This window comes from Mesorhizobium sp. B2-6-2 (genome assembly GCF_006440615.1).
Classification (GTDB): domain Bacteria; phylum Pseudomonadota; class Alphaproteobacteria; order Rhizobiales; family Rhizobiaceae; genus Mesorhizobium.
Genome location: NZ_VFUG01000014.1, coordinates 1 through 23788, shown reverse-complemented (window position 1 = coordinate 23788; position 23788 = coordinate 1). Strand labels below are relative to the sequence as shown.

35 protein-coding genes, 1 pseudogene and 1 riboswitch are annotated in these 23788 nt (G+C 63.1%); of the genes and pseudogenes, 23 read left to right on the top strand and 13 right to left on the bottom strand.

Annotated features, from left to right (window positions below; translation table 11 throughout):
• Positions 1 to 26 precede the first annotated feature (26 nt).
• The 8 genes from FJ419_RS22870 (at position 27) to FJ419_RS30885 (ending at position 5150) form a co-directional block, all read left to right on the top strand.
• Complete coding sequence (locus tag FJ419_RS22870; RefSeq protein WP_140698388.1) at positions 27 to 899, top strand: ferritin-like domain-containing protein; 873 nt, start codon at positions 27 to 29, stop codon at positions 897 to 899.
• Positions 900 to 990: 91 nt separating this feature from the next.
• A complete protein-coding gene (locus FJ419_RS22865) occupies positions 991 to 2562 on the top strand; it encodes an FAD-dependent oxidoreductase (protein ID WP_140698385.1) in 1572 nt (523 codons plus the stop codon).
• An 805-nt stretch (positions 2563 to 3367) separates the two neighbouring features.
• Complete coding sequence (locus FJ419_RS22860; RefSeq protein ID WP_140698382.1) at positions 3368 to 3724, top strand: hypothetical protein; 357 nt, start codon at positions 3368 to 3370, stop codon at positions 3722 to 3724.
• 63 nt (positions 3725 to 3787) lie between these two features.
• Complete coding sequence (locus FJ419_RS22855) at positions 3788 to 4024, top strand: hypothetical protein (protein ID WP_140545023.1); 237 nt, start codon at positions 3788 to 3790, stop codon at positions 4022 to 4024.
• Positions 4021 to 4350 (top strand): hypothetical protein, encoded by a 330-nt coding sequence (locus FJ419_RS22850; RefSeq protein ID WP_181170784.1) that lies wholly within the window; start codon positions 4021 to 4023, stop codon positions 4348 to 4350. The genes FJ419_RS22855 and FJ419_RS22850 overlap by 4 nt, the downstream gene beginning before the upstream one ends.
• Complete coding sequence (locus FJ419_RS22845) at positions 4347 to 4619, top strand: DUF1488 domain-containing protein (RefSeq protein WP_140698376.1); 273 nt, start codon at positions 4347 to 4349, stop codon at positions 4617 to 4619. Before FJ419_RS22850 ends, FJ419_RS22845 begins: the two co-directional genes overlap by 4 nt.
• A gap of 80 nt (positions 4620 to 4699) precedes the next feature.
• On the top strand, positions 4700 to 4882 hold the full coding sequence (locus FJ419_RS22840; protein WP_140698373.1) for a hypothetical protein: 183 nt from the start codon (positions 4700 to 4702) through the stop codon (positions 4880 to 4882).
• A 118-nt stretch (positions 4883 to 5000) separates the two neighbouring features.
• Entirely contained in the window at positions 5001 to 5150 is a 150-nt protein-coding gene (locus FJ419_RS30885; protein WP_181170783.1) for a hypothetical protein, read from the top strand.
• A gap of 203 nt (positions 5151 to 5353) precedes the next feature.
• Here the strand turns inward: FJ419_RS30885 and FJ419_RS22835 are convergent, their stop codons facing one another.
• Entirely contained in the window at positions 5354 to 5602 is a 249-nt protein-coding gene (locus FJ419_RS22835; protein ID WP_095770102.1) for a DUF982 domain-containing protein, read from the bottom strand.
• Between the two features lie 340 nt (positions 5603 to 5942).
• Positions 5943 to 6290 carry a hypothetical protein gene (locus tag FJ419_RS22830; protein WP_140698370.1) on the bottom strand — a complete coding sequence of 116 codons (348 nt, stop codon included), beginning with the start codon at positions 6288 to 6290 and terminating at the stop codon, positions 5943 to 5945.
• Positions 6291 to 6637: 347 nt separating this feature from the next.
• On the opposite strand from FJ419_RS22830, the gene minC reads away from it, so the two are divergent.
• From minC to FJ419_RS22800, 6 genes are all read left to right on the top strand, one after another.
• Positions 6638 to 7528: a septum site-determining protein MinC gene (minC, locus tag FJ419_RS22825; RefSeq protein ID WP_140698367.1), complete on the top strand. Its 891-nt coding sequence runs from the start codon at positions 6638 to 6640 to the stop codon at positions 7526 to 7528.
• Positions 7529 to 7689: 161 nt separating this feature from the next.
• Positions 7690 to 8505 (top strand): septum site-determining protein MinD, encoded by an 816-nt coding sequence (minD, locus tag FJ419_RS22820; protein ID WP_095770099.1) that lies wholly within the window; start codon positions 7690 to 7692, stop codon positions 8503 to 8505.
• Entirely contained in the window at positions 8502 to 8774 is a 273-nt protein-coding gene (gene minE, locus FJ419_RS22815) for a cell division topological specificity factor MinE (RefSeq protein WP_042638296.1), read from the top strand. Before minD ends, minE begins: the two co-directional genes overlap by 4 nt.
• A 351-nt stretch (positions 8775 to 9125) precedes the next feature.
• Positions 9126 to 10004 (top strand): DMT family transporter, encoded by an 879-nt coding sequence (locus tag FJ419_RS22810; RefSeq protein WP_140698364.1) that lies wholly within the window; start codon positions 9126 to 9128, stop codon positions 10002 to 10004.
• 387 nt (positions 10005 to 10391) lie between these two features.
• Positions 10392 to 10889: a hypothetical protein gene (locus FJ419_RS22805; RefSeq protein WP_140698361.1), complete on the top strand. Its 498-nt coding sequence runs from the start codon at positions 10392 to 10394 to the stop codon at positions 10887 to 10889.
• Positions 10890 to 11260: 371 nt separating this feature from the next.
• Positions 11261 to 11800 (top strand): hypothetical protein, encoded by a 540-nt coding sequence (locus FJ419_RS22800; protein WP_140698358.1) that lies wholly within the window; start codon positions 11261 to 11263, stop codon positions 11798 to 11800.
• A 138-nt stretch (positions 11801 to 11938) separates the two neighbouring features.
• Here the strand turns inward: FJ419_RS22800 and FJ419_RS22795 are convergent, their stop codons facing one another.
• Positions 11939 to 12583, bottom strand: coding sequence for a response regulator transcription factor (locus FJ419_RS22795; RefSeq protein WP_140698355.1), 645 nt, complete (start codon positions 12581 to 12583; stop codon positions 11939 to 11941).
• On the bottom strand, positions 12580 to 13977 hold the full coding sequence (locus FJ419_RS22790) for a sensor histidine kinase (RefSeq protein ID WP_140545031.1): 1398 nt from the start codon (positions 13975 to 13977) through the stop codon (positions 12580 to 12582). The genes FJ419_RS22795 and FJ419_RS22790 overlap by 4 nt, the downstream gene beginning before the upstream one ends.
• Positions 13978 to 14540: 563 nt before the next feature.
• Between FJ419_RS22790 and FJ419_RS22785 the strand changes: the two genes are divergently transcribed.
• A complete protein-coding gene (locus tag FJ419_RS22785; RefSeq protein WP_140545003.1) occupies positions 14541 to 14726 on the top strand; it encodes a hypothetical protein in 186 nt (61 codons plus the stop codon).
• Positions 14727 to 15131: 405 nt separating this feature from the next.
• Positions 15132 to 15347 (top strand): hypothetical protein, encoded by a 216-nt coding sequence (locus tag FJ419_RS22780; RefSeq protein WP_140698352.1) that lies wholly within the window; start codon positions 15132 to 15134, stop codon positions 15345 to 15347.
• Positions 15348 to 15368: 21 nt separating this feature from the next.
• Here FJ419_RS22780 and FJ419_RS30880 read toward each other — a convergent pair whose 3' ends face one another.
• From FJ419_RS30880 to FJ419_RS22770, 3 genes are all read right to left on the bottom strand, one after another.
• Positions 15369 to 15524: a hypothetical protein gene (locus FJ419_RS30880; protein ID WP_181170782.1), complete on the bottom strand. Its 156-nt coding sequence runs from the start codon at positions 15522 to 15524 to the stop codon at positions 15369 to 15371.
• 152 nt (positions 15525 to 15676) lie between these two features.
• Positions 15677 to 16057 (bottom strand): YkvA family protein, encoded by a 381-nt coding sequence (locus FJ419_RS22775; protein WP_140698349.1) that lies wholly within the window; start codon positions 16055 to 16057, stop codon positions 15677 to 15679.
• 59 nt (positions 16058 to 16116) lie between these two features.
• Positions 16117 to 16299 (bottom strand): hypothetical protein, encoded by a 183-nt coding sequence (locus FJ419_RS22770; RefSeq protein ID WP_036258067.1) that lies wholly within the window; start codon positions 16297 to 16299, stop codon positions 16117 to 16119.
• Between the two features lie 245 nt (positions 16300 to 16544).
• Between FJ419_RS22770 and FJ419_RS22765 the strand changes: the two genes are divergently transcribed.
• A complete protein-coding gene (locus FJ419_RS22765; protein WP_112100506.1) occupies positions 16545 to 16694 on the top strand; it encodes a hypothetical protein in 150 nt (49 codons plus the stop codon).
• Positions 16695 to 16743: 49 nt separating this feature from the next.
• Here FJ419_RS22765 and FJ419_RS22760 read toward each other — a convergent pair whose 3' ends face one another.
• Positions 16744 to 17079 (bottom strand): hypothetical protein, encoded by a 336-nt coding sequence (locus tag FJ419_RS22760; RefSeq protein WP_140698346.1) that lies wholly within the window; start codon positions 17077 to 17079, stop codon positions 16744 to 16746.
• Positions 17080 to 17288: 209 nt separating this feature from the next.
• On the opposite strand from FJ419_RS22760, the pseudogene FJ419_RS31265 reads away from it, so the two are divergent.
• The 3 genes and pseudogenes from FJ419_RS31265 to FJ419_RS22745 all read left to right on the top strand — a co-directional run.
• Positions 17289 to 17384: pseudogene (locus FJ419_RS31265) on the top strand (AraC family transcriptional regulator); the annotation flags it as partial.
• A gap of 73 nt (positions 17385 to 17457) precedes the next feature.
• Entirely contained in the window at positions 17458 to 17715 is a 258-nt protein-coding gene (locus tag FJ419_RS22750; protein WP_140698343.1) for a metal-sensing transcriptional repressor, read from the top strand.
• Positions 17716 to 17722: 7 nt separating this feature from the next.
• Complete coding sequence (locus tag FJ419_RS22745; RefSeq protein WP_140698336.1) at positions 17723 to 19042, top strand: cation diffusion facilitator family transporter; 1320 nt, start codon at positions 17723 to 17725, stop codon at positions 19040 to 19042.
• A 229-nt stretch (positions 19043 to 19271) separates the two neighbouring features.
• Here FJ419_RS22745 and FJ419_RS22740 read toward each other — a convergent pair whose 3' ends face one another.
• A complete protein-coding gene (locus FJ419_RS22740) occupies positions 19272 to 19676 on the bottom strand; it encodes a VOC family protein (protein ID WP_140698333.1) in 405 nt (134 codons plus the stop codon).
• A gap of 98 nt (positions 19677 to 19774) precedes the next feature.
• Between FJ419_RS22740 and FJ419_RS22735 the strand changes: the two genes are divergently transcribed.
• Complete coding sequence (locus tag FJ419_RS22735) at positions 19775 to 20407, top strand: TetR/AcrR family transcriptional regulator (RefSeq protein WP_140698330.1); 633 nt, start codon at positions 19775 to 19777, stop codon at positions 20405 to 20407.
• Positions 20408 to 20493: 86 nt separating this feature from the next.
• Here the strand turns inward: FJ419_RS22735 and FJ419_RS22730 are convergent, their stop codons facing one another.
• The 3 genes from FJ419_RS22730 to FJ419_RS22720 all read right to left on the bottom strand — a co-directional run bounded on the left by FJ419_RS22730 (position 20494) and on the right by FJ419_RS22720 (position 22330).
• On the bottom strand, positions 20494 to 21054 hold the full coding sequence (locus FJ419_RS22730) for a hypothetical protein (protein ID WP_140698327.1): 561 nt from the start codon (positions 21052 to 21054) through the stop codon (positions 20494 to 20496).
• Positions 21055 to 21219: 165 nt separating this feature from the next.
• Positions 21220 to 21960 (bottom strand): CbtA family protein, encoded by a 741-nt coding sequence (locus FJ419_RS22725; protein WP_140698321.1) that lies wholly within the window; start codon positions 21958 to 21960, stop codon positions 21220 to 21222.
• Positions 21961 to 22120: 160 nt separating this feature from the next.
• Positions 22121 to 22330, bottom strand: a complete 210-nt coding sequence (locus FJ419_RS22720; RefSeq protein ID WP_095770085.1) for a CbtB domain-containing protein — start codon at positions 22328 to 22330, stop codon at positions 22121 to 22123.
• Positions 22331 to 22474: riboswitch (adenosylcobalamin (AdoCbl) riboswitch) on the bottom strand.
• A gap of 83 nt (positions 22475 to 22557) precedes the next feature.
• Here FJ419_RS22720 and FJ419_RS22715 point away from each other — a divergent pair.
• Both FJ419_RS22715 and FJ419_RS22710 read left to right on the top strand, forming a co-directional pair.
• Positions 22558 to 23130: a histidine phosphatase family protein gene (locus tag FJ419_RS22715; protein WP_140698317.1), complete on the top strand. Its 573-nt coding sequence runs from the start codon at positions 22558 to 22560 to the stop codon at positions 23128 to 23130.
• 151 nt (positions 23131 to 23281) lie between these two features.
• Positions 23282 to 23554 carry a PilZ domain-containing protein gene (locus tag FJ419_RS22710; RefSeq protein ID WP_140631981.1) on the top strand — a complete coding sequence of 91 codons (273 nt, stop codon included), beginning with the start codon at positions 23282 to 23284 and terminating at the stop codon, positions 23552 to 23554.
• A 3-nt stretch (positions 23555 to 23557) separates the two neighbouring features.
• On the opposite strand, the gene FJ419_RS22705 is transcribed toward FJ419_RS22710, so the two are convergent.
• Positions 23558 to 23788: methyltransferase (locus FJ419_RS22705; RefSeq protein WP_281405831.1), on the bottom strand; the 231-nt coding region annotated here is incomplete at its 5' end.

The following is a 23788-nucleotide window of genomic DNA, read 5'->3' as shown; positions in this document are numbered from 1 at the left end:
TTCATGGCGGGCTTCGGGAGGAAGCTATGATCCGTGCCACGCCTTCACTTCATGTTTCTCGCCGCGGCGCATTGCAAATTGGTCTCGGAGCGACGCTCGCTTCAGCGACCGGCGTCGTTCCCGTTTCGCCTGCTTTCGCACAGGATGATATAAAGGACGAAGACATTTTCCGGTTCGCGCTGAACCTGGAATATATGGAGGCCGAATACTACCTCCGGGGCACCACAGGAAAAGGCATCGACGATTCAGATGCCGGTTCCAAGCCCGGCGACGTCGTCGGCGGCAAGAAGGTTCCCTTCGAAACACCCGCACTGGCTGAATTTTTGCGGGAAGTCGCGGAAAATGAGCTTGCCCATGTCAGGTTCTACCGCAAGACCCTGGCATCGAATGCGGTGGACCGGCCGGCGATCGATTTTGATGCCGGCTTTGCCGCGGTCGCCAAGGCGGCCGGGCTCGGTGCCGACTTCGACCCCTTCGGCAACCAGATGAACTTCGTGCTTGGCGGCATGCTGTTCGAGGATGTCGGCGTCACCGCCTACGCCGGTGCGGCAACCGTCCTGAAGAACAAGGAATTCCTGGCAGCCGCGGCTGGAATTCTCGCGGTCGAGGCCTACCACATGGGGATGGCGCGGTCGTCGCTCTATCGCATGGGCGAGAAGGCCTGGAAGGCGGCGAATGCGATTTCCGACGCACGCGACAAGATCGACGGGCCCGATGACAAGGACCAGGGCATTCGCGTCGACGGCAAGGCCAACTTCGTTCCTTCGACGCCTGATGCGATTGCCTTCACAAGGACGCCGCAGGAGGTGCTGCGCATTGTCTATCTGACCGACCAATCGGGTGTGAGCAAGGGCGGCTTTTACCCGAACGGGATGAACGGAACGCTCAAGAGCACCTAGCCGTGAGGATGGAGCCGGTCACGATGACCTACAACTCGCGCTGCGCAGCATTGGCCGCCGGCCATCCCATATCGTCTCGACGGGGCACGCGATGAACGTCAGCAGCGAAGCGACCAGACCGTTTTGGGTGCTCGACGCCAGCTTTCCCGGCGCGCCCCGCCTCGAGCAGCACGAGCATTGCGACGTGGCCGTCGTTGGTGCCGGCATCGCCGGGGTTTCGATTGCCTATGAACTGGCGCTGACAGGACGCAAGGTGGTGCTCGTGGATCGCGGCCCGTTGCTCGGAGGCATGACATCGCGCACGACAGCCCATCTGGCGCCGATCTGCGACGATGGCTTGAGCGCGCTGATCAACATGCGCGGCGAGGCTCTGGCGCGCAGATTTCAGGAGAGCCAGCAAGCCGCCGTCGACCGCATCGAACGGCACGTTGCCAGCCTGGAGATCGACTGCGATTTCCGGCGGCTGGACGGCTTCCTTTTCCCGGCCGCATGGATGGACGAGAAGCAGGCCGCCAGAGAATGCAATAAGGAGTATGCGGCTGCGGCTAAGATCGGCGCCGAGGCTGAGCATGGCAAAGGCGTGCCGCTCAAGGGTCATGAATCGGCGCCCATCCTGCGCTACCCCCAACAGGCCACCTTCCACCCGCTGAAATATTTGCGCGCCCTGCTGGCTGATTTCGAGAAGCGAGGCGGCAAGGCATTAGCCGACAGCGCCGTCATCGAGATCGAGGAGGGGGAGCAGATTCGCCTGAAATGCTACGGCGGCTACACCGTCACGGCTTCGAATGCGGTGTTTGCCACCAATTCCCCGATCAACACATGGGTCAAGATCCATAGCAAGATGGCTCCTTACCGCACCTATGCCATGGCTTTCGAGATCGCCAGGGGAACCCTCCCGGATGCCCTCTACTGGGACATGGACGATCCCTATTATTACGTCCGCCTCAATCCAGGCCGCGGCAAGACGGACTGTCTCATCGCCGGCGGCCGCGATCACAAATCGGGCGAAGCGGATGACGGCGAGGCACGCTTTGCCGCGCTTGAAGCATGGATCAGGGCATTGGTGCCCGATCTTGGCGGAGAAAGAGCGCGGTGGTCCGGTCAGGTTCTCGAAACGATCGATTATTGCGGCTTCATCGGCCGAAGCCCCGGCAACGGCAACGTCTTCATGGCCACCGGCGACTCCGGCCAGGGCATGACGCATGGTGCATTGGCCGGACTGCTGATCCGCGATCTGATCGTGGACGGATCAAACCCCTGGGAAGCCGTCTATGCCCCCGACCGAAAGCCGCCCGCCGCGCTCGCGCACTACCTCAATGAGAACCTTACAACAGTGAAGAACCTCGCCGGCTACTTGCTGCCCGGTGAGGTCAAGTCGGCCGGCGACCTCAAGCCTGGCGAAGGCTGCATCCTTCAAGACGGCTTGAGCAAGTTCGCCGTGTGCCGCGACCGCGACGGCAAGCTGCACAGGCATTCGGCCAGTTGCACGCATCTCGGCTGCATCGTGCACTGGAATTCGACCGAGCAATGCTGGGATTGCCCCTGCCACGGCTCGCAGTTCGCGCCGGACGGTACGGTGCTCAACGGCCCGGCCATCCTCGGCTTGGCCCGGTCGGAGGGTCGCGGATCTCGCGCGGAGCCCAAGGTGGCGTCCGGAGAGTGACCTGTAGCGGTTCACCGTTTAACGCAAACGCCTCGGAGGAAGAGGTGGCCGGACGACCATATAGCCGCTATGTGCCCGGATTTTCGATGGCCTTTTTCTGGGCCAAGCCTGTCGTCGTGTAGACGGCTTTGGTTGTGGCGGATAGGAGTGAAAAAACAATTCCAGGGAAGCTCAAAATGTTTGGGTGAAATAATCCGAAGATTTTAGGCAAGCGCTTAGAAATCGATTTACCGCTGTTTCAGGCTCGGACCCGAGATTTCTATTTACCCGGGAAAAAAATAATGGACGCGTAAGTCTTGCTTTGAGCGCAATTGAGGCGCATACAAAAAGTGTTGATTTGGTTGAGTTTGGCTTTCGCCCCGTCGGAGCCGCGCCAATCCTTTCCGAATTTTCGATAGCGAAGCGTTGCGCCGGTCCGGCGCGGCAGCTTGCTCGTTTGAACCCTGGAACGACGCAGGGCGCTGACCACGGATGTACTGGCAGCACCGCAAACCGTTCCAGCGGTTCGACTGAAATAACGCGGAAGCCCATCCTAGCATGTTTTCATGGGAAAGCTGCAATCGTGGCCATTCGCATCGCGTCCACCGTCGTCGTCTGCTTCGGCTCTCGTTGGCGCTGTCGCGCTTCAGGCGCGCCGCGACCGCAGGGTATCTTACCGATCTCGACAAGGAGGCCTGGAAGGGCCTTTCCCGCGACGCGGCCTCTTTCATTCACCTGCCGGCGATCCTCCGCACAATGGTTCGCACGGTAAAAAGCATCAACCGGCCTCTCTCGAGGCGGCGCTCGAAGACGACCGGAGACAATCATGACAAGCCTTATGCAGCGCAACACACGGCCGATACGGCACGGCGCCCCGCCGCGCTTGTTCGACATCGGACAGGCGGTCCGTCTGAAGGGAGATTTCCGGACGTTGACCGCGGAAGTCTACCACGTCACCGGCACGCTGCCGCCAAAAGAAAACTCGCCGCAATACCGCATCCGCAGCGACACCGAACCGCATGAGCGCGTGGTGACCGAGGACAGGCTGGAATCGGCCGGAACCCCGGCCTCGGACCCCGGTCTGATGCTGATCGAAAGGACGTTCGGACATGGCCAAGAGACGGCAGCGCTCCAATCGCGAGATGAGGACGCCGAATCAGGGAAGAATTCCGACCAGGCCTGAGAGCCCGTTCAATCAAGGCGCCGGCCTCAGCGCGAAGGGCTCGATGCCATCGCGCTGGTTTCGATGAAGGTCGTGATCGAATTCTATCGCACGCGCGTCAGCGATGACGCGCATGCCGTCATCGGCCGCGAGACGGTGCTGGCAACGGGTCTCGAGGATGCAATCGAGATTGCGCGGCTTCTGGCGAGAACGCTGAACATGCCGCAGTGGCCGGATGCGGTCACGATCTCCGAAGCTGACGGCGCGGCGCTTTATTCGGAGATTATCGCCGCGCAGGAAGGCGAGGAAAGACAGGTATGAACAGGTCCATGGCCAACGGCGAGACCGAGGCGGGCCACAAGGCCGTATCCGGCTGTTCCCCAAACAACAGAGGCTGGTCGGGTCACGCCTTCAGGGATCATCAATACGGCCGCCGCGTCGAAGCGGATCATTCCTGGACCGTCTACCATGTCTTCACCGGGATTCCGGCGCATGTCGACGGCGCTCCGATGGTCGGGCTGACACGTGCGCATGCGACGACGAGCATGCTGGATCTCAACCGTCGCAATGCCGAGGCTCGAAAGGAATGGAATAGAACCCGGCCGGCAGCAGCTGAATACGCTCAAACACGGGTGGGGAACCCATGACGCTCGCCTTTCCAAATCCCAGCCGGAGTTTCGATCAAACGCGCCGCGCCGTCTGCTTCATTGGCCATGACGGTATGTTCCAGGTCCGCTTCTTCGTCGAGGTCGAGGTCCTTGGGACATTTAGCGATGCTGGGGGCAAGGAAACGGCCGAGATGGCATACCTTTCGGCCTTCGACGCCTTGCGCAGCTCCATCCAGGACGCCGCCAGCAAAGCATATGCGCGCGAGCGCCGAAACTCCTACACGCTCACGGCTTCCGGCTTCCGATAGGCGGGAAGCCAATGTCGCCGGGAAAAGCGCGCAGCCGCGAATAGCCTTAGCCCTGGCTGCTACAAGAAAGGATAATGCCAATGCGTTCCATGAAAACCCCCGAGACGCCGCCCGCCGTGATCAAGCCGATCGTCAGGTCCTCAACCATCATGTCCGCGCGGCTGACGGTCAGGAAGGACGAGGCAGCAAGGCGCAAGCTCGCCGACACTGACGGCACCTTGCGGCGGGCACGTCAGGTCGCAGAGCGCAATCGCCTCATTTGACATGATGGCCACCTGACAAGTGCCTCTTATTTTGGGCCTTATGTCTCGCGAACTGTCTTTCCCGCTCCTGGGCATGTCCAATCCCAAGGCGCAAATTGCCTAAACCGGAAGAAACACCATGGCGATGAAACCCAACTACCGATACGAGCGCAGCAAACGCGATCAGGCGAAGGCGGCAAAGAAAGAGGCGAAGCTCGAGGCCAAGGTGGCGAAAGAGAAAGTGGCGGATCCGGAAGACGAGCGGGAGGGGAGCACTGACAACCGATGATGTCGTGTTAGGCAGGCCGGCCTTGGAACCGCAATGACACAACGAGAGTCTGATCACTTCGAAATCGATGTGGAGTGCCCGCGGTGCCATCACCAGGCGAAAACGCGTGTGGGCTGGATACGCACTCACACCCAGATGGAGTGTGAAAATTGCGGCGAGATCATCGACCTCGAAAGCAAGAATTTCAGACCGCGCGAGCAGCCTTAAGGCGTCACAAGAATGGCCGCCTCGCGGGCGGCCGCTATGAACGCCTTGCGCGCGAATGAAGCCGGTCGGCGCCCGCTGTTTACATCCGTGCAAGCCTGAATGGCTGCGCGGTGCTTGTCGCTTCGCTTGCCGCGCCATCTTCGAAGCAGGAAGTCCAGGCAGGCGGCGGCATCGCCGATTGCCTCCCGTCCGCCGGCCGGATCAACGATGATCGTCACCGACTGGTCGAATTTTTCATTTGCCATCACTGCGCTTAGGCCGGGGCGCGCAACATAGCAAGCACTGTTTGTAGTGGGACTATCGGTGGGCGAACGGGAAGTAGCTTGAATGACACGATGTCTAGGCAGCCGGCGGGAAACCAGCCGCAAGCAAAAGCTCCGTTCGCATGCAAGACCAAGGAGAGGCTCCTGGACAGCCCGACCTATTCAGCAAGAGATCAAGCCGGACTGTCCTCGCCGCACCAGCGAGATCGTATCGTGCGCCTTTGTTTCCTGTCTGGCCAGCGAAACCGCAGCAAATGAGAGCCGTTGAGGTGCCGACCGCGACTTGTGCAGAGGTTCGATCGCCGATCGGCAATTCGCTTCTCTACCTGCCGCTCGCCCAGATCGAGCATCCGACCTTCTGCCCGCTCGCCGCATCCCGCACGGTCTTCGCGAACACCCGCCGCAGGCCAGCCCTGTTGGATGCGACATCCTTGCTTGCGAGGTAGGTCGGGTCGCCGACTTCCCAGTGGTAGCGCGTGTTGGCAGGCGCCCGCTTCCAGGTGAATTTCGAGCGGTAGGCCACCTGGCCTGGCGTGGCGTTGTCGAACCGGCAGTCGATGGTCGCCGGCATCATTCCCTTGGCGCTCATCGCGCTGACCACCTTGTCCGCATCGGACGTCGTCAGCCATTCGTCGCTGCTGACCGCTGGTCCGCTCGGCGAATGCGTCATGCATCCTCCAAGCAGCATCAGCGCCGCCATTGTCGCGGTTGTCGCGCTTGCTCGCTTGCTGTCTTGCCGATTGAAGCCCATGCTCATCCCCCTTGGCTCGGAAAGAGTAGAAAGTCGCGGTCCGGAGGATGCCCGCTGCGCATACCTGCGTATATTAGCCGCTTCACACGCCGGACTCGTCCGCGCATGGCGCTGCCAGCATTCGCGACCGCCCACGCGGAGCCTGTGACCGCCCCGCCACAAAACTTAGCCGCGCCATATCCTTAACGGTCGCCACCGGCGAAATTAACCTTTTGTTAACCATTAGCCCGGCACCCTTTAACCATTGAGTAAGGATTCGCCCGGACGTGACCTTCGCCGCCCCTTTGCACAACAAATCGATCCGCTTTCGCGCCCGTTCCTTCGTCGCTTTCACGCTGACGCCGGAAGCGCCGATCGCCGACTGGCTGGAGGGGTTGGATCACTGGATCGCCAATTCGCCCGGCTATTTCAACGGGCGCCCGGTGGTGCTGGATTTGAACACCTTGCAACCGGGGCCGGAGGAGATCGCAGCGCTTGTCGGCGTGCTCGGTTCGCGCGGCATCCGCGTCTATGCCATCGAGCTCGAAGGCGCCGAGCTCGGGTCTGAATTGCCGCCGCTCTTGGCCGGCGCCAAGGAGGCGACCGCGGAGGGGCTGCTTGGCCGGGCCGCGCGCAAGGCGCGGGCGGAAGAGCTGGAAATTGCCGTCGCCGAGGAGCGGTCCGAGGTGACCCGGGAAACGATCCGGGCGGCGGCGCCTGCCGATGTTCTGCAGGCGGCCGGCGATGAGCCGGTGGATCCCGAACTGGCAAGGCTGGAAGCGGTCAGGATCGAGCCGGCCCAGACCGAACCGGAAAAGCCAGGGCAGGGCGCCGTGCCGGCGCCTGCCGCCGGCACGCTGATGATCAAGGCGCCGATCCGCTCCGGGCAGTCGGTCTTCCATCCGCATGGCGACGTGATCGTGCTGGGCTCGGTCGCGTCCGGCTCGGAAATCGTCGCCGGCGGCTCGATCCATGTCTATGGCACGCTGCGCGGCCGGGCGATCGCCGGCTCGGAAGGCAATATTTCGGCGCGCATTTTCTGCCGCAAGAACGAGGCCGAGCTGCTCGCCGTCGACGGCTGGTACACTACGGCCGAGGAGATGGAAGGGGTGTCGCGCGGCAAGGCCGTGCAGGCCTTCCTCGACAATGATGCGTTGTGCGTGGTGCCGCTCGGCTGAGTTCTTGGCCGCAAGCTTCGGACCGGTTTCGCGTGCGAAGGTTATCAGTGCATGTCGCCCCAAAGTGCAGCGGTTTTGGGAGAGCGGCATGCAGCAAGAGCGAAAGATCCCGCCGTGCCTGGCACGGCCAGAGAATAAAAACGCCAATGGAGGCTGGATATATGGGCAAGGTAGTCGTGGTCACATCGGGCAAGGGGGGCGTCGGCAAGACAACCTCGACGGCCGCGCTCGGCGCCGCCGTGGCCAGGACAGGCAAGAAGGTGGCGCTGGTCGATTTCGACGTCGGCCTGAGAAACCTCGACCTCATCATGGGTGCCGAGCGCCGCGTGGTGTTCGACCTCGTCAACGTTATCCAGGGCACGGCGAAGCTTTCGCAGGCGCTGATCCGCGACAAGCGGCTGGAGACCCTCTACCTGCTGCCCGCCTCGCAGACGCGCGACAAGGACGCGCTGACCGAAGAGGGCGTGGCGGAAGTCATCGCCCGGCTGCGATCGGTGTTCGACTATGTCTTCTGCGACAGCCCTGCCGGCATCGAGCGCGGCGCCCAGCTCGCCATGCGCTTCGCCGACGAGGCGGTCATCGTCACCAATCCGGAAGTCTCGTCGGTGCGCGACTCCGACCGCATCATCGGGCTGCTCGATGCCCGCACCATGAAGGCCGAGCAGGGCGAGCTGGTGCAAAAACACGTGCTTGTCACGCGCTATGACGCGGCGCGCGCCGCGCGCGGCGAGATGCTGTCGATCGACGACGTGCTGGAGATCCTCTCGACGCCGCTGCTCGGCATCATCCCGGAAAGCCAGGATGTGCTGCGGGCCTCCAATCTCGGCTCGCCCGTCACGCTCTCGGAACCGCTCAATGGTGCCGCAAAGGCTTACCTCGAAGCGGCAAGACGCCTGGAAGGCGAGGACCTGCCGGTGGTCGTCCCCTTCGAACGCAAGGGCTTCCTCGACCGGCTTCTCGGAAGGAGGGCCGCATGAGCATCCTCGATCTCTTCAAGCGGCGCACCAGCGCGCCGGTGGCGCGCGAGCGGCTGCAGCTGCTGCTCGCCTATGAGCGCCAGAGCCGCGGCCAGCCGGATCTCGTCTCCATCCTGCGCGAGGAGATCATGGCGGTCATCGCCAAGCATGTGCAGATCGACCAGGACTACCTCCAGGTCTCGATGGACCGCGGCGCGACCATGTCGACGCTGGAGATCGACATCCAGATCCCCAACAAGAGCGCCGCGCCGCTCGCCATGGCGGGATAACGCCGCGCATTTCTCTCCCTCGCCAAAGGCGGGGGAGAGGTGACCGTGCTGCGGCCGGAGTGGGGGCCTGCGCCTACGCTTCGTCATCCTCGGCTTGACCCAGGATCCACGCCGTTGCCTTCGACTTGGAGCGCGGCGGTACAGAATTCCATAGTGCGTTGCAAGGCTTTAGCGCTATGGCATTACCCTGGGCCTGCGCGCCTCGCTTCGCTCCTTGCTCCGCACCAGGATGACGAAGGCGATAAACCTCACTCTCTTGTCCCACCATCCGCCCCGCACTGCCTCACGACAGCGCGGTGCCCGCGTCCTATCTCCATTCCCGAACCAGGGATGGAGCCAGGATTGACCTCGATGCAGACCGCGAAGCCGGAGATCCGCGTCGGCGCAATGCCCGTCCTGGGGCTGCTCGGCGCCATCCTGTCGGTTCAGGTCGGCGCCGCCTTTGCCAAGGGGTTGTTCCCGGTGCTGGGCTCGGAAGGCACGACCATGCTGAGGCTCGCCATCGGCGCGCTGATGCTGGCTGCGGTGCTGAGGCCCTGGAAGGTGCTGCCCTCGCGGAAAACCCTGCCTTGGCTCGCCGCCTATGGCATCACGGTCTGTGCCATGAACATGCTGTTCTACGCGGCGCTCCAGCGCATTCCGCTCGGCATCTGCGTGGCGCTCGAATTCACCGGGCCGCTGTTCGTCGCTATGCTCGGCTCCCGGCGCCTGCTCGACCTCGTCTGGGTGGCGCTGGCGATAACCGGCATCGTGCTGCTCTCGCCCTTTGCCGATGCCAGAAGCGGGCTCGATCCGCTGGGTGTGGTGCTGGCGCTCGCAGCGGGCGCCTGCTGGGGGCTCTACATCATCTTTGCGCAGAAGGCCGGCGCCGAGCTCGGCGTGCGCACCTCCGCCTACGGCATGGCGATCGCCGCCGTGCTGGCGCTGCCTTTCGGCTTCAGCGCCGCTCAACCCTATCTCACCGACCCGCACATCATGGCAGGCGCGGCCGTGGTCGGCCTGTTCTCCAGCGCGCTGCCCTTCTATCTGGAAATGCTGGTGCTGGCGCGCATGCCGGCCAAGGTCAACGGCATGTTGGTTTGCCTGGAGCCGGCGGGCGGCGCGCTGACCGGCTTCCTGTTTCTGCATGAGAAGCTCAACCTTTTGCAATGCGCGGGCGTCGCCGCCGTCATTGCCGCCGCCTTCGGCACGGCGGTCGCGGCGCGGCGGCCGGTGGCTTTGCCGGCCTGAATCCACCTTTCGGACCGGGGCAATCCCGGAAAATGCGCGAAACGGCAGGCTCGGCGCCTCGCCGCGGTATTCCATCCTGAGCTGCTTCGAAACAAGGATGTGCGATGGTTTGCCGTTTCCGTGAAACGGTGAACCGCTTCGGCACCCGCAGCTCGTTAAGGGATTGGTTGGCTTTGGAAAAACACCCCCGTGGCGGCAACATCCGACCGCATCCCATGGTTGAAATAAGACCTAAGTCCTATGACAAAATTGCAATAGGTCCGAGTAGACAAGACATGGGTCGTGGGCCACTTCCTTATGCGCTGCTGATTGGGGATGCTTATGCCGCGACGTTGCCGGTGGGGTGGTTTGGCCGACGGGCTGAAGGGCTGGCATGGGGAGAACCGAATGCGCGCATCGCGCGGGGGCTGCAGGCTAGTCTTGCCAGCGCTGGCTGCGTTGGCGCTTGTCGTCGCGCCTTTCAGTCTCTTCGTCGATGGTCTCGTCGTGACCAAGGCCTATGCCGACAAAGGCGGCGGTGGTCATGGCGGCAGCGGTGGTGGAAACGGAAGCGGCGGCGGCAACAGCGGGAACGGTGGCGGAAATAGCGGCGGCAACAGTGGAAACGGCAATAGCGGCGGCAACAACGGAAACAGCAATAGCGGCAGCAACAACGGCAAGAGCAGCAGCGCCGGCGCGGTAAGTACCGCGGATGTCGATAGTCATGTGAACGCCGCTACCGGCGACAAGGTCGAGGCCACCAGCAGCAGCATCCAGGTCACGCACCGCAACGGAATGAAGGAGACGATCGAGAACGGCCGGTTCAGGATGGAAGACAAGTACGGACGCACCATCGTCGACCGCAGGGCCACCATGGCCGATCTCAATCGCCTGAAGAATTTGTGAGACAGAGTTTGTGGGAGCGAGGTTTTATCCGGATTAGATCTTAAGGGACCGAAGGTCAGCGCTGCAAAATCAGGTTGCCACCTTTTGCTTCGTCTCTGCGGTCCTGATCGTCTTGCGATAGAACTTGGCTACTCACCTTGCCCCCGCCTTCGTGCGGGGGTAATTTTTTGCGCCGGCAAAGCCTGTCCGTTGCGACATTGGTCAGCCATAGCGCCTGAAATGGTCCGACGGGTGGGGGCAAGGGTCGTGGGCCGCTTTCGTCGCCCCGCCGGATATGAATTCTTGCCCGGGTCAAGACACCGGTTCCGCCTCGTCTGTGCCGTGAGCGGAGCTTCAGCCATGCGGAAGTGGGACCGGAACGAAGAGAAGATATGCGAAACCGCCCCTTCAGCAGGCTCGCCTGGCTCGCGCTGCGTGTGTTTAGCGCGCTGGCGCTGACGTTTGCGCCCTGGCACATCACCTTTGACGGCGCGCCGAGGATTGCCGCAGCCACCGCCGCCGGCAACGGCGGTAACGGGGGGAACGGCGGTGGCGGAAACAGCGGCGGCGGCAATTCGGGATCGGCGGGCGGCTCGAATTCCGGTTCGGCCGGTGGCTCGAACTCCGGCAATAGCAGCAACGATGGAAACAGCAATGCTGGGAACAGCAATGCCGGCGGGAGCAACCCCAATGCCGGGCCGGGCAACAACAGCGGCAAGGGCAACACCAATCCCGGCGGCAAGAATAGCTACACCAACGCCGCAACCGGCGACACGCTTTCGATCGACGGCGATAAGGTCACCGTCATTCATCGCAACGGTATGAAGGAGCAGGTCCAGAACGGCCGTTTCGAGATGACGGATGCGCAAGGCCGCACCATCATCGAACGGCAGGCGACGGAGGAGGACCTGTCGCGCCTGCTGAACTTGTGAGGGTTGAGGATTGAACTGGGGAACTGAAGAACTGAGGAACTGGGGAGTTGAAGAATTGAAGAATTGAAGAATTGAAGAAGAGAGGGCTCTTCAGTTCCCCAGTTCCCCAGTTCCTCAGTTCCTCAGTTCCCCAGTTCCTTAGTGCCTTTCCCTCGCCTCATGCATCAGCAGCGCCGCCTCGGTGCGGTTGCGCACGTTGAGCTTGGCGAGCACCCTGGTCATGTGATGCTTGACCGTCTTCTCCTGCAGCGACAGCCGGGCGGCCACCTCCTTGTTGCTCAACCCTTCGGCGACCAGTTTCAGGATCTCGGCCTCGCGGCCGGTGAGCTGACTGAGCGGATCAGGCTTGCTGCCGGTGGGCTGCAAAAGGTCGGAGAGCAGCCTGGCCGAAAGGCTCGGCGATACATAGCTTTGGCCGTTGGCGACATCGCGCAGGATCTCGGCCAGCGCCTTGGAGCCGACGCCTTTCAGCACATAGCCGCGCGCGCCGGCCTTCAGCGCCTGGGCGACATCGGCATTGGTCTCCGACACCGTGAGCATGACGATCTTCTGTTCGGGCATCGCTGAAAGGATGCCGGCGAGCGCGTTGAGACCGCCGCCTGGCATGCTGATGTCGAGCAGGAGAATATCGGGCGTGCTGGTGCGCGCCAGCCTTTCGGCGTCCTCGGCGCTGGCGCCTTCGCCCACAAGCTCGAAGCCGCCGATTTCGCCGAGGCTGCGCGCCACGCCCTCGCGAAACAGGGGGTGGTCGTCCACTATTGCGATGCGGATGGATGTGCTCACGGTTGCTCCTCGACAGACAAGGCAATCACCAGTCTTGTTCCTTCCGGGCCGGACAGCGTCTCGAACTGCCCGCCTATGCTTTCGATGCGTTCCCTGAGGCCCGCAAGCCCAAGTCCCTCGCTTCGGGCCGGGTCGAAGCCGGGACCGCTATCCATCACCTCGACCAAAAGCTTGCCGCCTTTCGTCGTGGCTCTGACCTGCTGGCCCTTGCCCTTGCCATGCCGGAAGGCGTTGTTCAGGCCTTCCTGCACGAAGCGATAGACGCTGATCTTTTCCGAGGTGCCGAGTTCCGGCAAGCGCTCAGGCAGGGTTAGCAACACTTTGGTGCTGGTGCGCCGCTCATGCTCGGCCACCGCCAGCCGCAAAATGTCGGCGATGGCCTGCGCCTCGATCTGCGGCAGCACCAGCCCGTTGCAGATGCCGCGTATCTCGCGCATCGCTTCGCCGAGCGTCTTGTGTATGCCGGCGATCTCGGCTTCGCGCAGCGTGCTCGACGTGGCCGGGTCGACCAGCGCCGGACTGTCCATCCTCAGCGCGGCAAGCGCCACCAGTTGCGCCGGTCCATCATGCAGATCGGCGCCGATGCGCCTCAGATACCGCTCGTTGATCGCGGTGGCGCGGCGCGAGGCGCGTTGAACGCGCTGGCGCAGCGACGAGTTCTGCGCCAGGGCCGTCTGCAATTCGGAAACCTTGGCCTCGAGCGCCGCCTGCTGCGTGACGATGGTGCGGCTGCCGCGGAAAACGATGCCGGAGAGCAGGGCGAGCGCCGCGGCGGTGGCGGCCGCCACCACCAGCCATGTCCACAGCAGGGCCGAGTGGAGCGATTCCTCGAAGTCGCCGGACAATTCGTAGAATTCGCTGACAGCCACGACCTCGCCGGACCACGGCTCGCGCACCGGGTTGTAGATTTCGAGCAGCGGAACGCCCATCGACCGCTCCTTGTCGTCTTCCTCGTCCTCGAGCCTGTTGTATTTGACCATGACGTCGCCGGCGAAAGCGGCGATGAGGTTGGCGTTGGGCCTGACCTGCTTGCCGATCAGGCTGGCATCCTTGGAGTAGAGGATCGTTCCGTCGCGCCGCCACAGCTTGAACGAGACCAGCCTTTTCCCGAGTGCGCCCTGGCCCAGCGTCTCGTCCAGCGCCCGCTTGACGGTGTCGTCGAGCTCCTGGCTCTTGCGCATATCGGGCAACAGCGGTGCGATCACGCTGTCGACATAGAGCGCGGTGGTGGCGGCGGAATTGTGCAGGACCCCGTCACGGATCTGCGATGTCACCCACAGCCCGACCACGAGCATCACCGCCAGAAGGCCGATGCCGCCCGCGATCACGAACTGCCAGGCCAGAGAGAGCCCGCTCCAGACTCGTGCAGGTCGTGTTAAATACCTCCCAACCATCAGCACCATTCACCCACCCGTCCGCGACAGTATAGGTGAGGGGAGGCAATTGCGACACCGACCTTGGTCCGTGCCCGTGGGGAAGGTTAATGGCAGAGCAGGTTTGGGCGCACGCCGACGGGCGGGCTTTGATTCGCAAGCGAGGAGGCTGCTTGCTCTCCCGGGCGGCAAAGCCCGCGCCATTCCTGTTGACGGAGGAGACGCGGGCCGGCTGTCACCTGAAATTACAGGTTCTTTTGCAATGCGGACATAACCACCGATCAAGCCCCAGCTCCAGACCAACGGCATATGCCCCGCGGGATATAGCGCCACACCGCCGATGCCTTGGCCTGGCGCGGTCTCTTCATCGATCGTTGTGGATGTAGACATATAGCGGCGACCTCTCGGGCGGCCCGGCTTGCAACCCGTCCATATCGGCGGTCGGGGCCGCTCTTTCCCGACATGAACCGCGGACGTCGCGGCAAAAAATTTGCCCCCAAAAGAAGTCAGGATCAAGCTGTTGATGGTTCGAACAACCGCCGCATATACAATGGGCTTCATCACGCTGTTGTTGGCAACGCAGTATGGACGTCGGCAAAAAAAAGCAAAAAAGAAACGAGCGGTTGTCGATTTTTGAGCTCGAGGCACTGCGGGAAGCTTTCAGGCAGTCCGTTCGCGAGAATGACGTCGCGGAAGCGGAATGGGCGCAACACGCCGAGCTTTTCGTCAAAAGAGCGCTTCAAGAAGACGGCCGTCTTACACGAGTTTAAGCGTTCGGGCGCCTGGAGCAATTCGAGGGAAGTCTGCGCGTTTTTCAGCCTTGGAGTCGCGGCATCGCGGCTTCCAACCGGTCGGACCATTGCGCCGGCGCATCGGACTTCAGCAACAATTGTGGGCGCGGCGGGAAACGGACACTCTGTCCCTGCGCCGGCTCCCCCCAAGGAAACCCAAAGGTCGGCGCTTCAGCCCGGCTTGCCTGTCAAAGAGCCGTACTCTTTTACCGCCAAGGCAAGCCGGGCTACCCCAACCGCCGATCCGGCACTTTCCGCTCGTTTGTCGCACCAGTTGCAGCGTTGCGCGGTACCGGCAGCCCTGGCCCCACGGGTCATTGCAATGCGCAGAGGGTCATCCGCTTTCGCGGAACGAAAAGCGGAGTCGGCGCGTTTTCCGCCGTAATGTCGAGGACTCCTCACCGTCACAAGGCCGAAAGGCCTGTTCAGGCTTCCGAGGCGGAGCGCCTGGCGCGTGCGCAAAAGAGTGCCAGGCTGAAGGATCTTCGCACCCACGCTTCATGGCTCGTGCTCGATCCGCAGGCTCATTTCCAGGAGGTGATCGACTGTTCGGCATTGCTCGGCGACCTGCCGATCCGAAAGGTCGCCCGCGACGGCTAGGAATTCCGTGCCTTTCAGGCTTCAGGCGGGCTGTAGCCGGGCGGCATCCTGTCGCGATATCTCGATCAGTCGCGCGATCGCCAATGGCGCCATCAGCGCAAAGAACGCCGTGACATCGAGGAGGATCGACCGCGCCAGATCGAACCCGCTGTGGTCGTAGCAAACTGCGAATTGCATCACGCCTGACCCTTTTTGACCCTGCACACTGCGCATGTGGTTTCGCGCGCGCCAAAAGCATGACCCTGATTTACAACAAATACAAGATGTCGCTAATCTAAAGATGGGCCGCGACAGGCCAATGCAATCGACGCCGTCGGGCCCCGAAGCATTCAGGCCGGCTTTGGCCAGAACAGCCAAGTGAGCGCCAGCGCCGCCAGCACCCAGAGCGCGATCATGAAGGCGAGCCCGGCCTTGCTCACCGGCTTCTCGCGTCGCACCGCCTCTTCGCGGAATTCCTGCATCAGATCGGCCGGGACCAGCTTGACCGCGAGCATGATGCCGACAGGCACGATCACCAGGTCGTCCAGGTAGCCGATGATGGGGATGAAGTCCGGGATAAGATCGACGGGGCTCAGCGCATAGGCAGCGACGGCGCCCGCGGTGGCTTTCGCGTACCAGGGGACATGCGGATCGCGTGCCGCAATCCACAGCGCCACCACATCGCGCTTGATCCCTCGCGCCCATTGCTTTGCCGAGTCGAAAGCCGACATGCGCCTATTCTATAGCTGTGCGGTTCGTCAGGCCAACCGGCGATCGCCGGCACGGTCCCTTAGGCGCAGTCCTTCAGCTCGACGACCTCGACGCCGAGGCGGAAGGCCTGGCCATCGGCATAGGAGCGCGCATATTGCTCGGCTTCAAATGGAAAGATCAGCGTCGTGCCGTAGGCGGTGACGCGCACCGTCCACTTCTGGCCCCTGACGAGTTCAACGCCGTGAAGCTTCGCCGTAACCATCGCACCCTCCTCAGATCCGGCACTTCAGCGACATCCGCATAGCGTCGCGAAAGTCATTTGAACGCAAATAATCCGACGCAATCGTGTCGTTACGGTGTCGCTTCCAACATTGGGTCGTTTCCGTCCGTGAAATGGTTCACCGACAGGAGCGCTTTTTGCCGGCGGGCCACGATCGGGCAGCATGGCCTGCTCGGAACCGCGAAGGCCCCAGGCGGATTAGAGTCCTGGTTCACAAGGAGACCGCCATGATCCGCAAGCTGAAATCCGGCGAGTACCGGCTCTATTCGCGCAAGATCGATCCCAGAACCGGCAAGCGCCGCAATCTGGGCACCTTCAAGTCACGCGAAGCGGCGGAAAAGCACGAGCGCGAAGTGCAGTATTTCAAGCGCCACTAAAGCAATCCACCGCTTCACGGCGACGGGGATCGAGCCTCAGCCGCCGGTTTCACCCATGCGGCGTCGGCGGGGTGCGCGGGCGAGGGTGGCCGGGCACGTTCGAGCCGATATGGTCGAGGTCGCAACGTCTCGTCACCATTTCGACCGAGTTGGTGTCGACGGTGACACGTCCCAGCACCTGCACGGTCGTGCGTCCGAGATCCTCGTCGACATGCACGACGTCGCCCTCCAGTCTGAGCTTGTCGCCTGCCTTGGCATTGGGCTCGGCCATCGAATAATCATGGCCGTCGCCGTCGAGCTTCAGTATCACGCGGTCCTTGATGCGCTCGATCACGGTGGCGATGACAGCCACCCGGTCGCCTATCTCCACTGCGGGCTGTGTCATTGCGGCCTCCTTTCAGCCCCGCGCGGTCTCTGGCCGCTGGAGCCGGCTGGCGCCACGGTGGGTGGCGGCAACCGCTAAAATAAACGGCAAACCAAGCATTTGGTTGCCGCGGGGCTGCCGGTCGCTGCAGCCGATCGATCACATGAAGCCGGGATTTCGCGGCAGATACTGCCCTGCGGGCAAGAACCTGCTGCGCCGGCGGGGGCGACATTGCCGAGGTCGCCGAGCGCGTCAGCTACGGCTCGGCCAGCACCTTCAGCGCCTTCAGCCGCCACGCCGGCCGGCCGCCCGGACCCTATGCCAGCGCGGAGGCGCATCAGGCAATTCCGGGGAAAGTGGTCTGTTGGCAATATCCTACCCTGGAGGATAGGATATCGCATGACGATACACAGCTCCCATCCCGATATCATCGCCCGGCTCAAGCGAGCGCATGGCCATCTCGCCGCCGTGCTCACCATGTTCGAGCAGGGCCGCTCCTGCCTCGACCTCGCGCAACAGCTCCACGCCGTCGAAAACGCGGTCGGCAACGCCAAGCGCGAGCTGATCCACGACCATATGGAGCATTGCCTTGTCGAAGGCGGCGAACCGACCAGGGACACGCTCAAAGAGCTGAAGCAGCTCACCAAATATCTGTGAGGCGGCGATGTGGGAAAAAGCGCTCGACTGGTTCGGCTTCGGCGTGCACGGGCATCATGGCGGCCACGACCACCATGGGCCGCATGGCCATACTCATGGCGTGATCGACGCGACCATCGCCACCACAGACCGCGGCATCTGGGCGATCAAGTGGTCGTTCGTGATTCTCGCGGTCACGGCCGCGCTGCAGATCGTCGTCGTTATGCTTTCGGGTAGCGTGGCCCTGCTTGCCGACACCATCCACAACGTCGCCGACGCGACCACCGCCATCCCGCTTTGGATCGCTTTTGTGCTCGTGCGCCGCAAACCGACAACGGCCTTCACCTACGGCCTCGGCCGGGTCGAAGATCTCGCCGGCATCGTCATCGTGCTCATCATCCTGGCCAGCGCGCTGGTGGCCGGATACGAGGCGATCAATCGCCTGTTCAACCCGCAGCCGGTGCATTTCCTTGGCTGGTTGGCCGTCGCCGGCGTCATCGGTTTCCTCGGCAATGAAGCGGTGGCGGTTTTTCGCATCCGCGTCGGTCGCCAGATCAACAGCGCCGCGCTGGTTGCCGACGGCTATCACGCCCGCACCGACGGCCTCACCAGCCTTGCCGTGGTCGCAGGCGCGGCCGGCGTCTGGCTCGGCCTTCCGCTCGCCGATCCGATCATCGGCCTGCTCATCACCGTCGCCATCTTCGCTATCGTCTGGCAATCGGCGCGCTCGGTGCTGACCCGCATGCTGGACGGCGTCGAGCCCGGCCTGGTCGGCCAGATTCATCACGCCGCCGACCATGTCGCCGGGATCGAAAAGGTTGCCGACGTCAAGGCCCGCTGGCTTGGCCACAAATTGCATGTCGATGTCGAGATTGCCGTCGATGACGGCCTGCTGCTTGCCGCCGCGAACAACATCGCCGCATCGCTCAAGGCCGAGCTCTTCGCGCACATCCCGGCACTCGACGTCGCCACGGTGCGCTTTGCCGAGGCGGAAACGGAAGCTGGCCACCATCATGCGCCGGATCCGTTCCTGGTCTCGGGCAAGCTAGCCAGCGGGCTGCTCGAAATCGTCGACACGCCGCAGGGCGAGCGCATGCGGCTGCGCCTGTCGCGTCACGCCGAGGGCCTGCGGGCGAACGTCGCCATTGAAAGGGCGGACGGTGCGGTCGAAAGCCTGCCGCTGTCTCCGGTCGGCGGCGACCATCATTATTTGCAGAGCCTGGTCGCACCTGCCGAACCGCACGAATTCAGCGCCAGGCTGCAACTGGCGGCCGGTCCCGACACCGAGGATTTGCCCTTCGCCATGGCCGATCCGCAAGGCCACCATCACGAGCGCGCGCATGGCTGATACAGGCAAGCGCTTCGGGAGCGAACATGGCTGGCTAGAGCACAGTTCCGGAGTCCAACTCGCCGAGATTTGCTGGGCGGAAGGGCGATAGCGCGCCAGATGTCTGAGCGGATATCGGGATAACAAGATCGGTCGAGGGCGATGGCAGGCATTGCCCGGACATGAGAGCGACGGCTGCCCGTCGCTTTCTCGGATGTCGTTCCGACATCGGGATTGCGATACAGATGGTCTATTGCATGGCTGCGGGGTTCATCCACAGGAACTCCCAGACATTTCCGTCCGGATCTTCGATGTGGCGGTTGAACATGAAACCAAGATCCTGCGCAGGGTTGGGATCAGCGCGGCCGCCCGCCGCGATCCCTTTCTCGATTGTCGCATTGACCGCGTCCTTGCTGTCGACGGTCAGCGCGATCAGCATCTGGCTCTCGCGCTTGGCGTCGCCGATCGGCCGGGCTGTGAACTGGCTGTAGTGTTGGTGCGTCAGCAACATGACTCCTATCGATTCGGAGAACATGATCGAACTGGCCTGGTCGTTCGAGAACTGTGGGTTGAGCGTGCCGCCGATCGCGAGATAGAACTTGGTCGCTGCCTGCAGGTCGCGTACCGGCAGATTGAGGAAAAGCATTTGCGTCATCAGTTTGAACCTTCGTTGCCGGGTACTAGCCAGTCTAGTACTGCAACGGATGGCTATCACGACGGAACCGTACCGTCTAGTACCGGTCGAGAGGCGTTATGAAAATTGACGGTGAGACCAGATCGGCTCGCAAGGATCGCGAAATCATCGAGGCGGCGACGGCGGCGTTCATCGCCAACGGCTATGATGGGACCAGCATGGAGGAGATCGCCACCAGAGCGTGCGCTTCCAAGCAGACCGTCTACAAGCATTTCACGGACAAGGAGACGCTTTTCAGCAAAGTCGTGGAGTCCACCGCGTCCCAGACCAACGACGTTGTCGAGTCCGTGACGATGCTGCTTTCCGAAGCGAAATTCCTGGAGGGCGGCCTGCAGCAGCTTGCCCGGCGATTGGTCACCACGCTGATGAACGACGAGTTGCTGAGGCTCCGGCGTCTGATTATTGCCAATGCCGATCGGATGCCGCAGCTTGGCCGCAGCTGGTACGACAAAGGCTTTGAGCGCATGCTTTCCTCGGTAGCGGCTTGTTTTCAAAAGCTCACAGGGCGAGGCCTGTTGCAGACCGACGATCCCCGTTTGGCGGCCAGCCATTTCTTTGGAATGCTGCTTTGGATTCCGATGAACGAAGCCATGTTCACCGGACGCAATCCGCGCTCGAAAGCCGACCTTGAGCGGCACGCCGATGCCTCGGTCGAAGCGTTCCTTGCCGCCTATGGGATGCGTTCGAAGTAATCGCGCTGCCAGACGCGATCTGCGGGAGCAAAACGAGCCGCGTTACGTCGCCTGGTATCTTGAGAACATCAGCCGGCCGAAGCCGGTTAGCGCACGCGGGCGAGCGGCGTGCCGAAGATCGACATTGTGGCGGCGCCGAGCGCCGCCACAGTGCCGAGGATCACCGCAAGGCTCGGCAAGTGGAAGAAGATGTCGCGCCATCTGGGCTCGACGACCGCGCCGGTGCTGAAGGCCTCGCGGCTATACTGGCACAGGATCCACGACGCGCCGCTGCGCACCATCTCGGCATCGATGTCCGAGATCAGCGCCTTCGCACCCCGTTCAGCTGAAGGCATCGTCGCCATATGGGTGAGCAGCGCCTTGGCGGCGGCGAGATAGGCGTGGCTGCATTCGTTGAACGGGCTTTCCTCGTCGCCGAGGCTGCCCGGCATCAAGCCCCAGAGGCAATAGGTGAATTGCAGATTGCCGTGATTGTAGAGCCGGCGGAAGGTCGGGTCTGTCGCGGTCTGGCGGTGGGCGAGGTCGAGGATCTCGCCGCGATGGCGCGCGATGACGGCCATCTGGCCGTGGGTCAGGCCGGGGATCTGGATGCCCGGAGGAGGCGGGGCCGAGGATCCGCTATGCGCTTGCGCGGATGTGGCGGCCACAAATGCGAGCAGCGCCGCAACCGAGCAATTCCAGGAAAAGTGTGCGGCGGTTTTCCGTCCGGAATTGCGAGAAAACAAAAGACCAAAGTGGCTCTGCGGTCGTACCGACCGTTGAGCCGCTTTGGCCGCCAGGGCGCGAAACAGTGGCGGCCAACGCATCGGATTTCAGGCGTAGCGGCGTGCCGGGCTGCGCTGGTCGCGCGCCGCGACCACGCGTTCGGCAACCGCGCCGAAGCCGAGCCCGACGACGGTCCACAGCACCAGCTGGATGCCGAGCGAGGCGACGCGGAACTGCCACAGCACCGTCGCCGAGAAGTTCTCCGGCACTTCGTTGATGTCGGGCAGCGCCGCCTTCACCAATGCGAAGACGACGAGGAAGGAGAGCCCGGCCACGATCGAGGCGTTCCAGGCGCCGAGCTGGTTCCACAGCCGCTGCGCCAGACCCACCGCCGCCACCATCGCCGTGATCGAGATGACGATCATGATGAAGAACAGCTCGGTGCGGTAGCCGATCGTTTCGGCATTGCCGACCGCGGGCGGGTTGGCCGGATATTTGAGGCCGGGCACCACGATCACGGCCAGGAAGCCGAGCAACGCCAGCAGCGCCGAGGTGCCGCGCGGTCCGAGCGAGCCCAGCCGGCCATAGGCATAGGCGAAGACCAGCGAGAACAGCCCGCCAAGCGCGGCGCCATAGATCAGCACGCCGGTTGCCAGGCCGATGCCGGCTTGCGTGGCGCGGCTGACCATCTCGGGCTCCGGCGCCCCGCCGGCGGCCTGGGCCTGCTGTTCCTCGAAGGCGATCGCCTTGTCGACCTGCGGCTCGCCATAGACGCGGGCGAAGGCGAACGCCAGAATCCCGGCGACCAGCCCGACAAGCATGCCGCGCAGCAAAAGTTTTCCAACCATGTCACCAATCCCTCTAAGCAATTCCAGGAAAAGTGCGTAGCGGTTTTCCGTCCGGAATTGCGTTAAGCCAACCAAGCAATTCCAGGAAAAGTGCGTAGCGGTTTTCCGTCCGGAATTGCCTTAGATCGGAATCGAAAGCGGGTTCAGCGATGCTGCCGCTTTAGTGGCAGGGGAAGCCGAGCAGGTGGCGGCCGTCATGCACGAATTCGTGCACATAGGTGCCGCGGATCAGCGAGGTGGCGCCTTCTTCCGCGCCGACGAAATAGATCGCCAGCATCAAAAGCAGCCCGCCGAGGATGGCCCAGGGCAGAAGCTCGCGGACCGGAATCGCAACCGGGCCGTAGCTGGGGGCGAAGGTGGTGTCGGACATATTGACCTCCCTTGGGATACTGCGTCCCGTTGATCGAACGATGCTGCGGAATAAGGCCTGACTTTCGGCTGGTGCCGATCACAGTGGCGCGACCGTGCCGGACTCGCACCGGCTTCCAATCCCGTATAGCACTAAGACACTTGTCAGCACTTCGTTCGCCTGTCAACGACATGTAATGGCGGCACGGCTACGTGAGGCCTGTTTTTCGCTGGGCCACGGAGTTTTTCATGCTTGCCCGCCTGACGATGATCGCAAGCGGAGCGACGCCCGGAATGCGCAAGGGCCGCTTTCCGAACGATGAGCCGCCGGAGCCGCGCGCCCTGGATCGCGCCGGCGCGCTGGCCGCTTCGCTGCGTCGCGCCGACCGTGTCTGGACAAGTCCGGCGCTTGCCGCGCGGCGGACGGCCGAGGCGCTCGGCCTTGACGCGACGGTCGAGCCGCTGCTTGCCGAACAGGATTTCGCACGCTGGGCCGGCAAAAGCTTCGAGGAGGTGCAGGCCGGGGACCCGGAAGGCATGGCGGCCTGGTTCGCCGACGCAGACGCGGCGCCTCATGGCGGTGAATCGCTCGCCGCCGTCGCCCGGCGGGGTGCTGCGCTGATGGAGCGGCTGGCCGGCGAGAGCGGTCACACCGTCGCAGTGACGCATGCCGTGCCGATCCGCGCCGCCATGGCGCATGTGCTCGGCGCGCCGCTTTCCTCGGTCTGGAAGATCGATATCGAGCCGCTGTCGCTCACTGAGTTCCGCGGCGACGGCCGCCGCTGGGTGCTGCGTGCGAGCGGCGTCACTGTCGCCGGCTGAATGCTCAGGCGTGAACGCTCCATCCGTGGACCCGGCCGGCATATCAAGTCGGCACACCACCGTTTCAGTGATCGCTAACGGAACGGAAACGCTTCGCTGCTATGGTGCGGCCCCATGGCGAGGAGAGCCTTGCCTGAGGAGCCCGCCGGATATGGCCAGTTTTCCCGAGACCGAGCGACGTCTTCATGCGCGCGAATTCGTGCTCAAGCAAGCCACGATCATCGCCGCCGGCGTCAGGATCGGTTGCTCGGTCAGAAATCAGCACGAGCAGGGCGCGGAATTGCGCGTCGGCGCAGATGTGGAGATCCCGGACCGCTTCCTGCTCGAGGTCCCGGCCGACGATACGGCCTATCGCGCTTTGGTGCGGTGGCGGCGCAACGACCGCGTCGGCGTGGCGCTCTACAGCAACGTGCCGAAGGACTGATGCTCAAAGGTATCGGCGCACGCTCGCCCTGTAGGCGCGGTAGGGTTCGCCGAACTTGCGTTCCAGATAGGCCTCCTCGCGCAGCACCACGCCGTAATGCAGGATGGGGAAGCTCGCGATGGTCGCGATGACGGCCCACCAGCTGTCAAAGAGCAGCCCGATCCCGAGAAGCAGCCCCATCAGGCCGACATAGAGCGGGTTGCGGGTGAAGCCGAACGGGCCGCCGGTGATGAT

What these genes read in the sequence shown, in the direction of transcription:
- minE (WP_042638296.1), top strand. Translation starts at nt 8,502, where the DNA reads ATGAGCATCCTCGATCTCTTCAAGCGGCGCACCAGCGCGCCGGTGGCG.
- FJ419_RS22855 (WP_140545023.1), top strand. Translation starts at nt 3,788, where the DNA reads ATGAAGGTCGTGATCGAATTCTATCGCACGCGCGTCAGCGATGACGCG.
- FJ419_RS22750 (WP_140698343.1), top strand. Translation starts at nt 17,458, where the DNA reads ATGACGATACACAGCTCCCATCCCGATATCATCGCCCGGCTCAAGCGA.
- FJ419_RS22760 (WP_140698346.1), bottom strand. Translation starts at nt 17,079, where the DNA reads ATGACACAGCCCGCAGTGGAGATAGGCGACCGGGTGGCTGTCATCGCC.
- FJ419_RS22740 (WP_140698333.1), bottom strand. Translation starts at nt 19,676, where the DNA reads ATGACGCAAATGCTTTTCCTCAATCTGCCGGTACGCGACCTGCAGGCA.
- FJ419_RS22850 (WP_181170784.1), top strand. Translation starts at nt 4,021, where the DNA reads ATGAACAGGTCCATGGCCAACGGCGAGACCGAGGCGGGCCACAAGGCC.
- FJ419_RS22765 (WP_112100506.1), top strand. Translation starts at nt 16,545, where the DNA reads ATGATCCGCAAGCTGAAATCCGGCGAGTACCGGCTCTATTCGCGCAAG.
- FJ419_RS22710 (WP_140631981.1), top strand. Translation starts at nt 23,282, where the DNA reads ATGGCCAGTTTTCCCGAGACCGAGCGACGTCTTCATGCGCGCGAATTC.
- FJ419_RS22775 (WP_140698349.1), bottom strand. Translation starts at nt 16,057, where the DNA reads ATGTCGGCTTTCGACTCGGCAAAGCAATGGGCGCGAGGGATCAAGCGC.
- FJ419_RS22790 (WP_140545031.1), bottom strand. Translation starts at nt 13,977, where the DNA reads ATGGTTGGGAGGTATTTAACACGACCTGCACGAGTCTGGAGCGGGCTC.
- FJ419_RS22780 (WP_140698352.1), top strand. Translation starts at nt 15,132, where the DNA reads ATGTCGAGGACTCCTCACCGTCACAAGGCCGAAAGGCCTGTTCAGGCT.
- FJ419_RS22870 (WP_140698388.1), top strand. Translation starts at nt 27, where the DNA reads ATGATCCGTGCCACGCCTTCACTTCATGTTTCTCGCCGCGGCGCATTG.
- FJ419_RS22830 (WP_140698370.1), bottom strand. Translation starts at nt 6,290, where the DNA reads ATGACGCATTCGCCGAGCGGACCAGCGGTCAGCAGCGACGAATGGCTG.
- FJ419_RS22735 (WP_140698330.1), top strand. Translation starts at nt 19,775, where the DNA reads ATGAAAATTGACGGTGAGACCAGATCGGCTCGCAAGGATCGCGAAATC.
- FJ419_RS22785 (WP_140545003.1), top strand. Translation starts at nt 14,541, where the DNA reads ATGGACGTCGGCAAAAAAAAGCAAAAAAGAAACGAGCGGTTGTCGATT.
- FJ419_RS30885 (WP_181170783.1), top strand. Translation starts at nt 5,001, where the DNA reads ATGGCGATGAAACCCAACTACCGATACGAGCGCAGCAAACGCGATCAG.
- FJ419_RS22805 (WP_140698361.1), top strand. Translation starts at nt 10,392, where the DNA reads ATGCGCGCATCGCGCGGGGGCTGCAGGCTAGTCTTGCCAGCGCTGGCT.
- FJ419_RS22840 (WP_140698373.1), top strand. Translation starts at nt 4,700, where the DNA reads ATGCGTTCCATGAAAACCCCCGAGACGCCGCCCGCCGTGATCAAGCCG.
- FJ419_RS22835 (WP_095770102.1), bottom strand. Translation starts at nt 5,602, where the DNA reads ATGGCAAATGAAAAATTCGACCAGTCGGTGACGATCATCGTTGATCCG.
- FJ419_RS22745 (WP_140698336.1), top strand. Translation starts at nt 17,723, where the DNA reads ATGTGGGAAAAAGCGCTCGACTGGTTCGGCTTCGGCGTGCACGGGCAT.
- FJ419_RS22800 (WP_140698358.1), top strand. Translation starts at nt 11,261, where the DNA reads ATGCGAAACCGCCCCTTCAGCAGGCTCGCCTGGCTCGCGCTGCGTGTG.
- FJ419_RS22865 (WP_140698385.1), top strand. Translation starts at nt 991, where the DNA reads ATGAACGTCAGCAGCGAAGCGACCAGACCGTTTTGGGTGCTCGACGCC.
- FJ419_RS22725 (WP_140698321.1), bottom strand. Translation starts at nt 21,960, where the DNA reads ATGGTTGGAAAACTTTTGCTGCGCGGCATGCTTGTCGGGCTGGTCGCC.
- FJ419_RS22860 (WP_140698382.1), top strand. Translation starts at nt 3,368, where the DNA reads ATGACAAGCCTTATGCAGCGCAACACACGGCCGATACGGCACGGCGCC.
- FJ419_RS22845 (WP_140698376.1), top strand. Translation starts at nt 4,347, where the DNA reads ATGACGCTCGCCTTTCCAAATCCCAGCCGGAGTTTCGATCAAACGCGC.
- FJ419_RS22715 (WP_140698317.1), top strand. Translation starts at nt 22,558, where the DNA reads ATGCTTGCCCGCCTGACGATGATCGCAAGCGGAGCGACGCCCGGAATG.
- FJ419_RS22810 (WP_140698364.1), top strand. Translation starts at nt 9,126, where the DNA reads ATGCAGACCGCGAAGCCGGAGATCCGCGTCGGCGCAATGCCCGTCCTG.
- FJ419_RS22770 (WP_036258067.1), bottom strand. Translation starts at nt 16,299, where the DNA reads ATGGTTACGGCGAAGCTTCACGGCGTTGAACTCGTCAGGGGCCAGAAG.
- FJ419_RS30880 (WP_181170782.1), bottom strand. Translation starts at nt 15,524, where the DNA reads ATGCAATTCGCAGTTTGCTACGACCACAGCGGGTTCGATCTGGCGCGG.
- FJ419_RS22720 (WP_095770085.1), bottom strand. Translation starts at nt 22,330, where the DNA reads ATGTCCGACACCACCTTCGCCCCCAGCTACGGCCCGGTTGCGATTCCG.
- minD (WP_095770099.1), top strand. Translation starts at nt 7,690, where the DNA reads ATGGGCAAGGTAGTCGTGGTCACATCGGGCAAGGGGGGCGTCGGCAAG.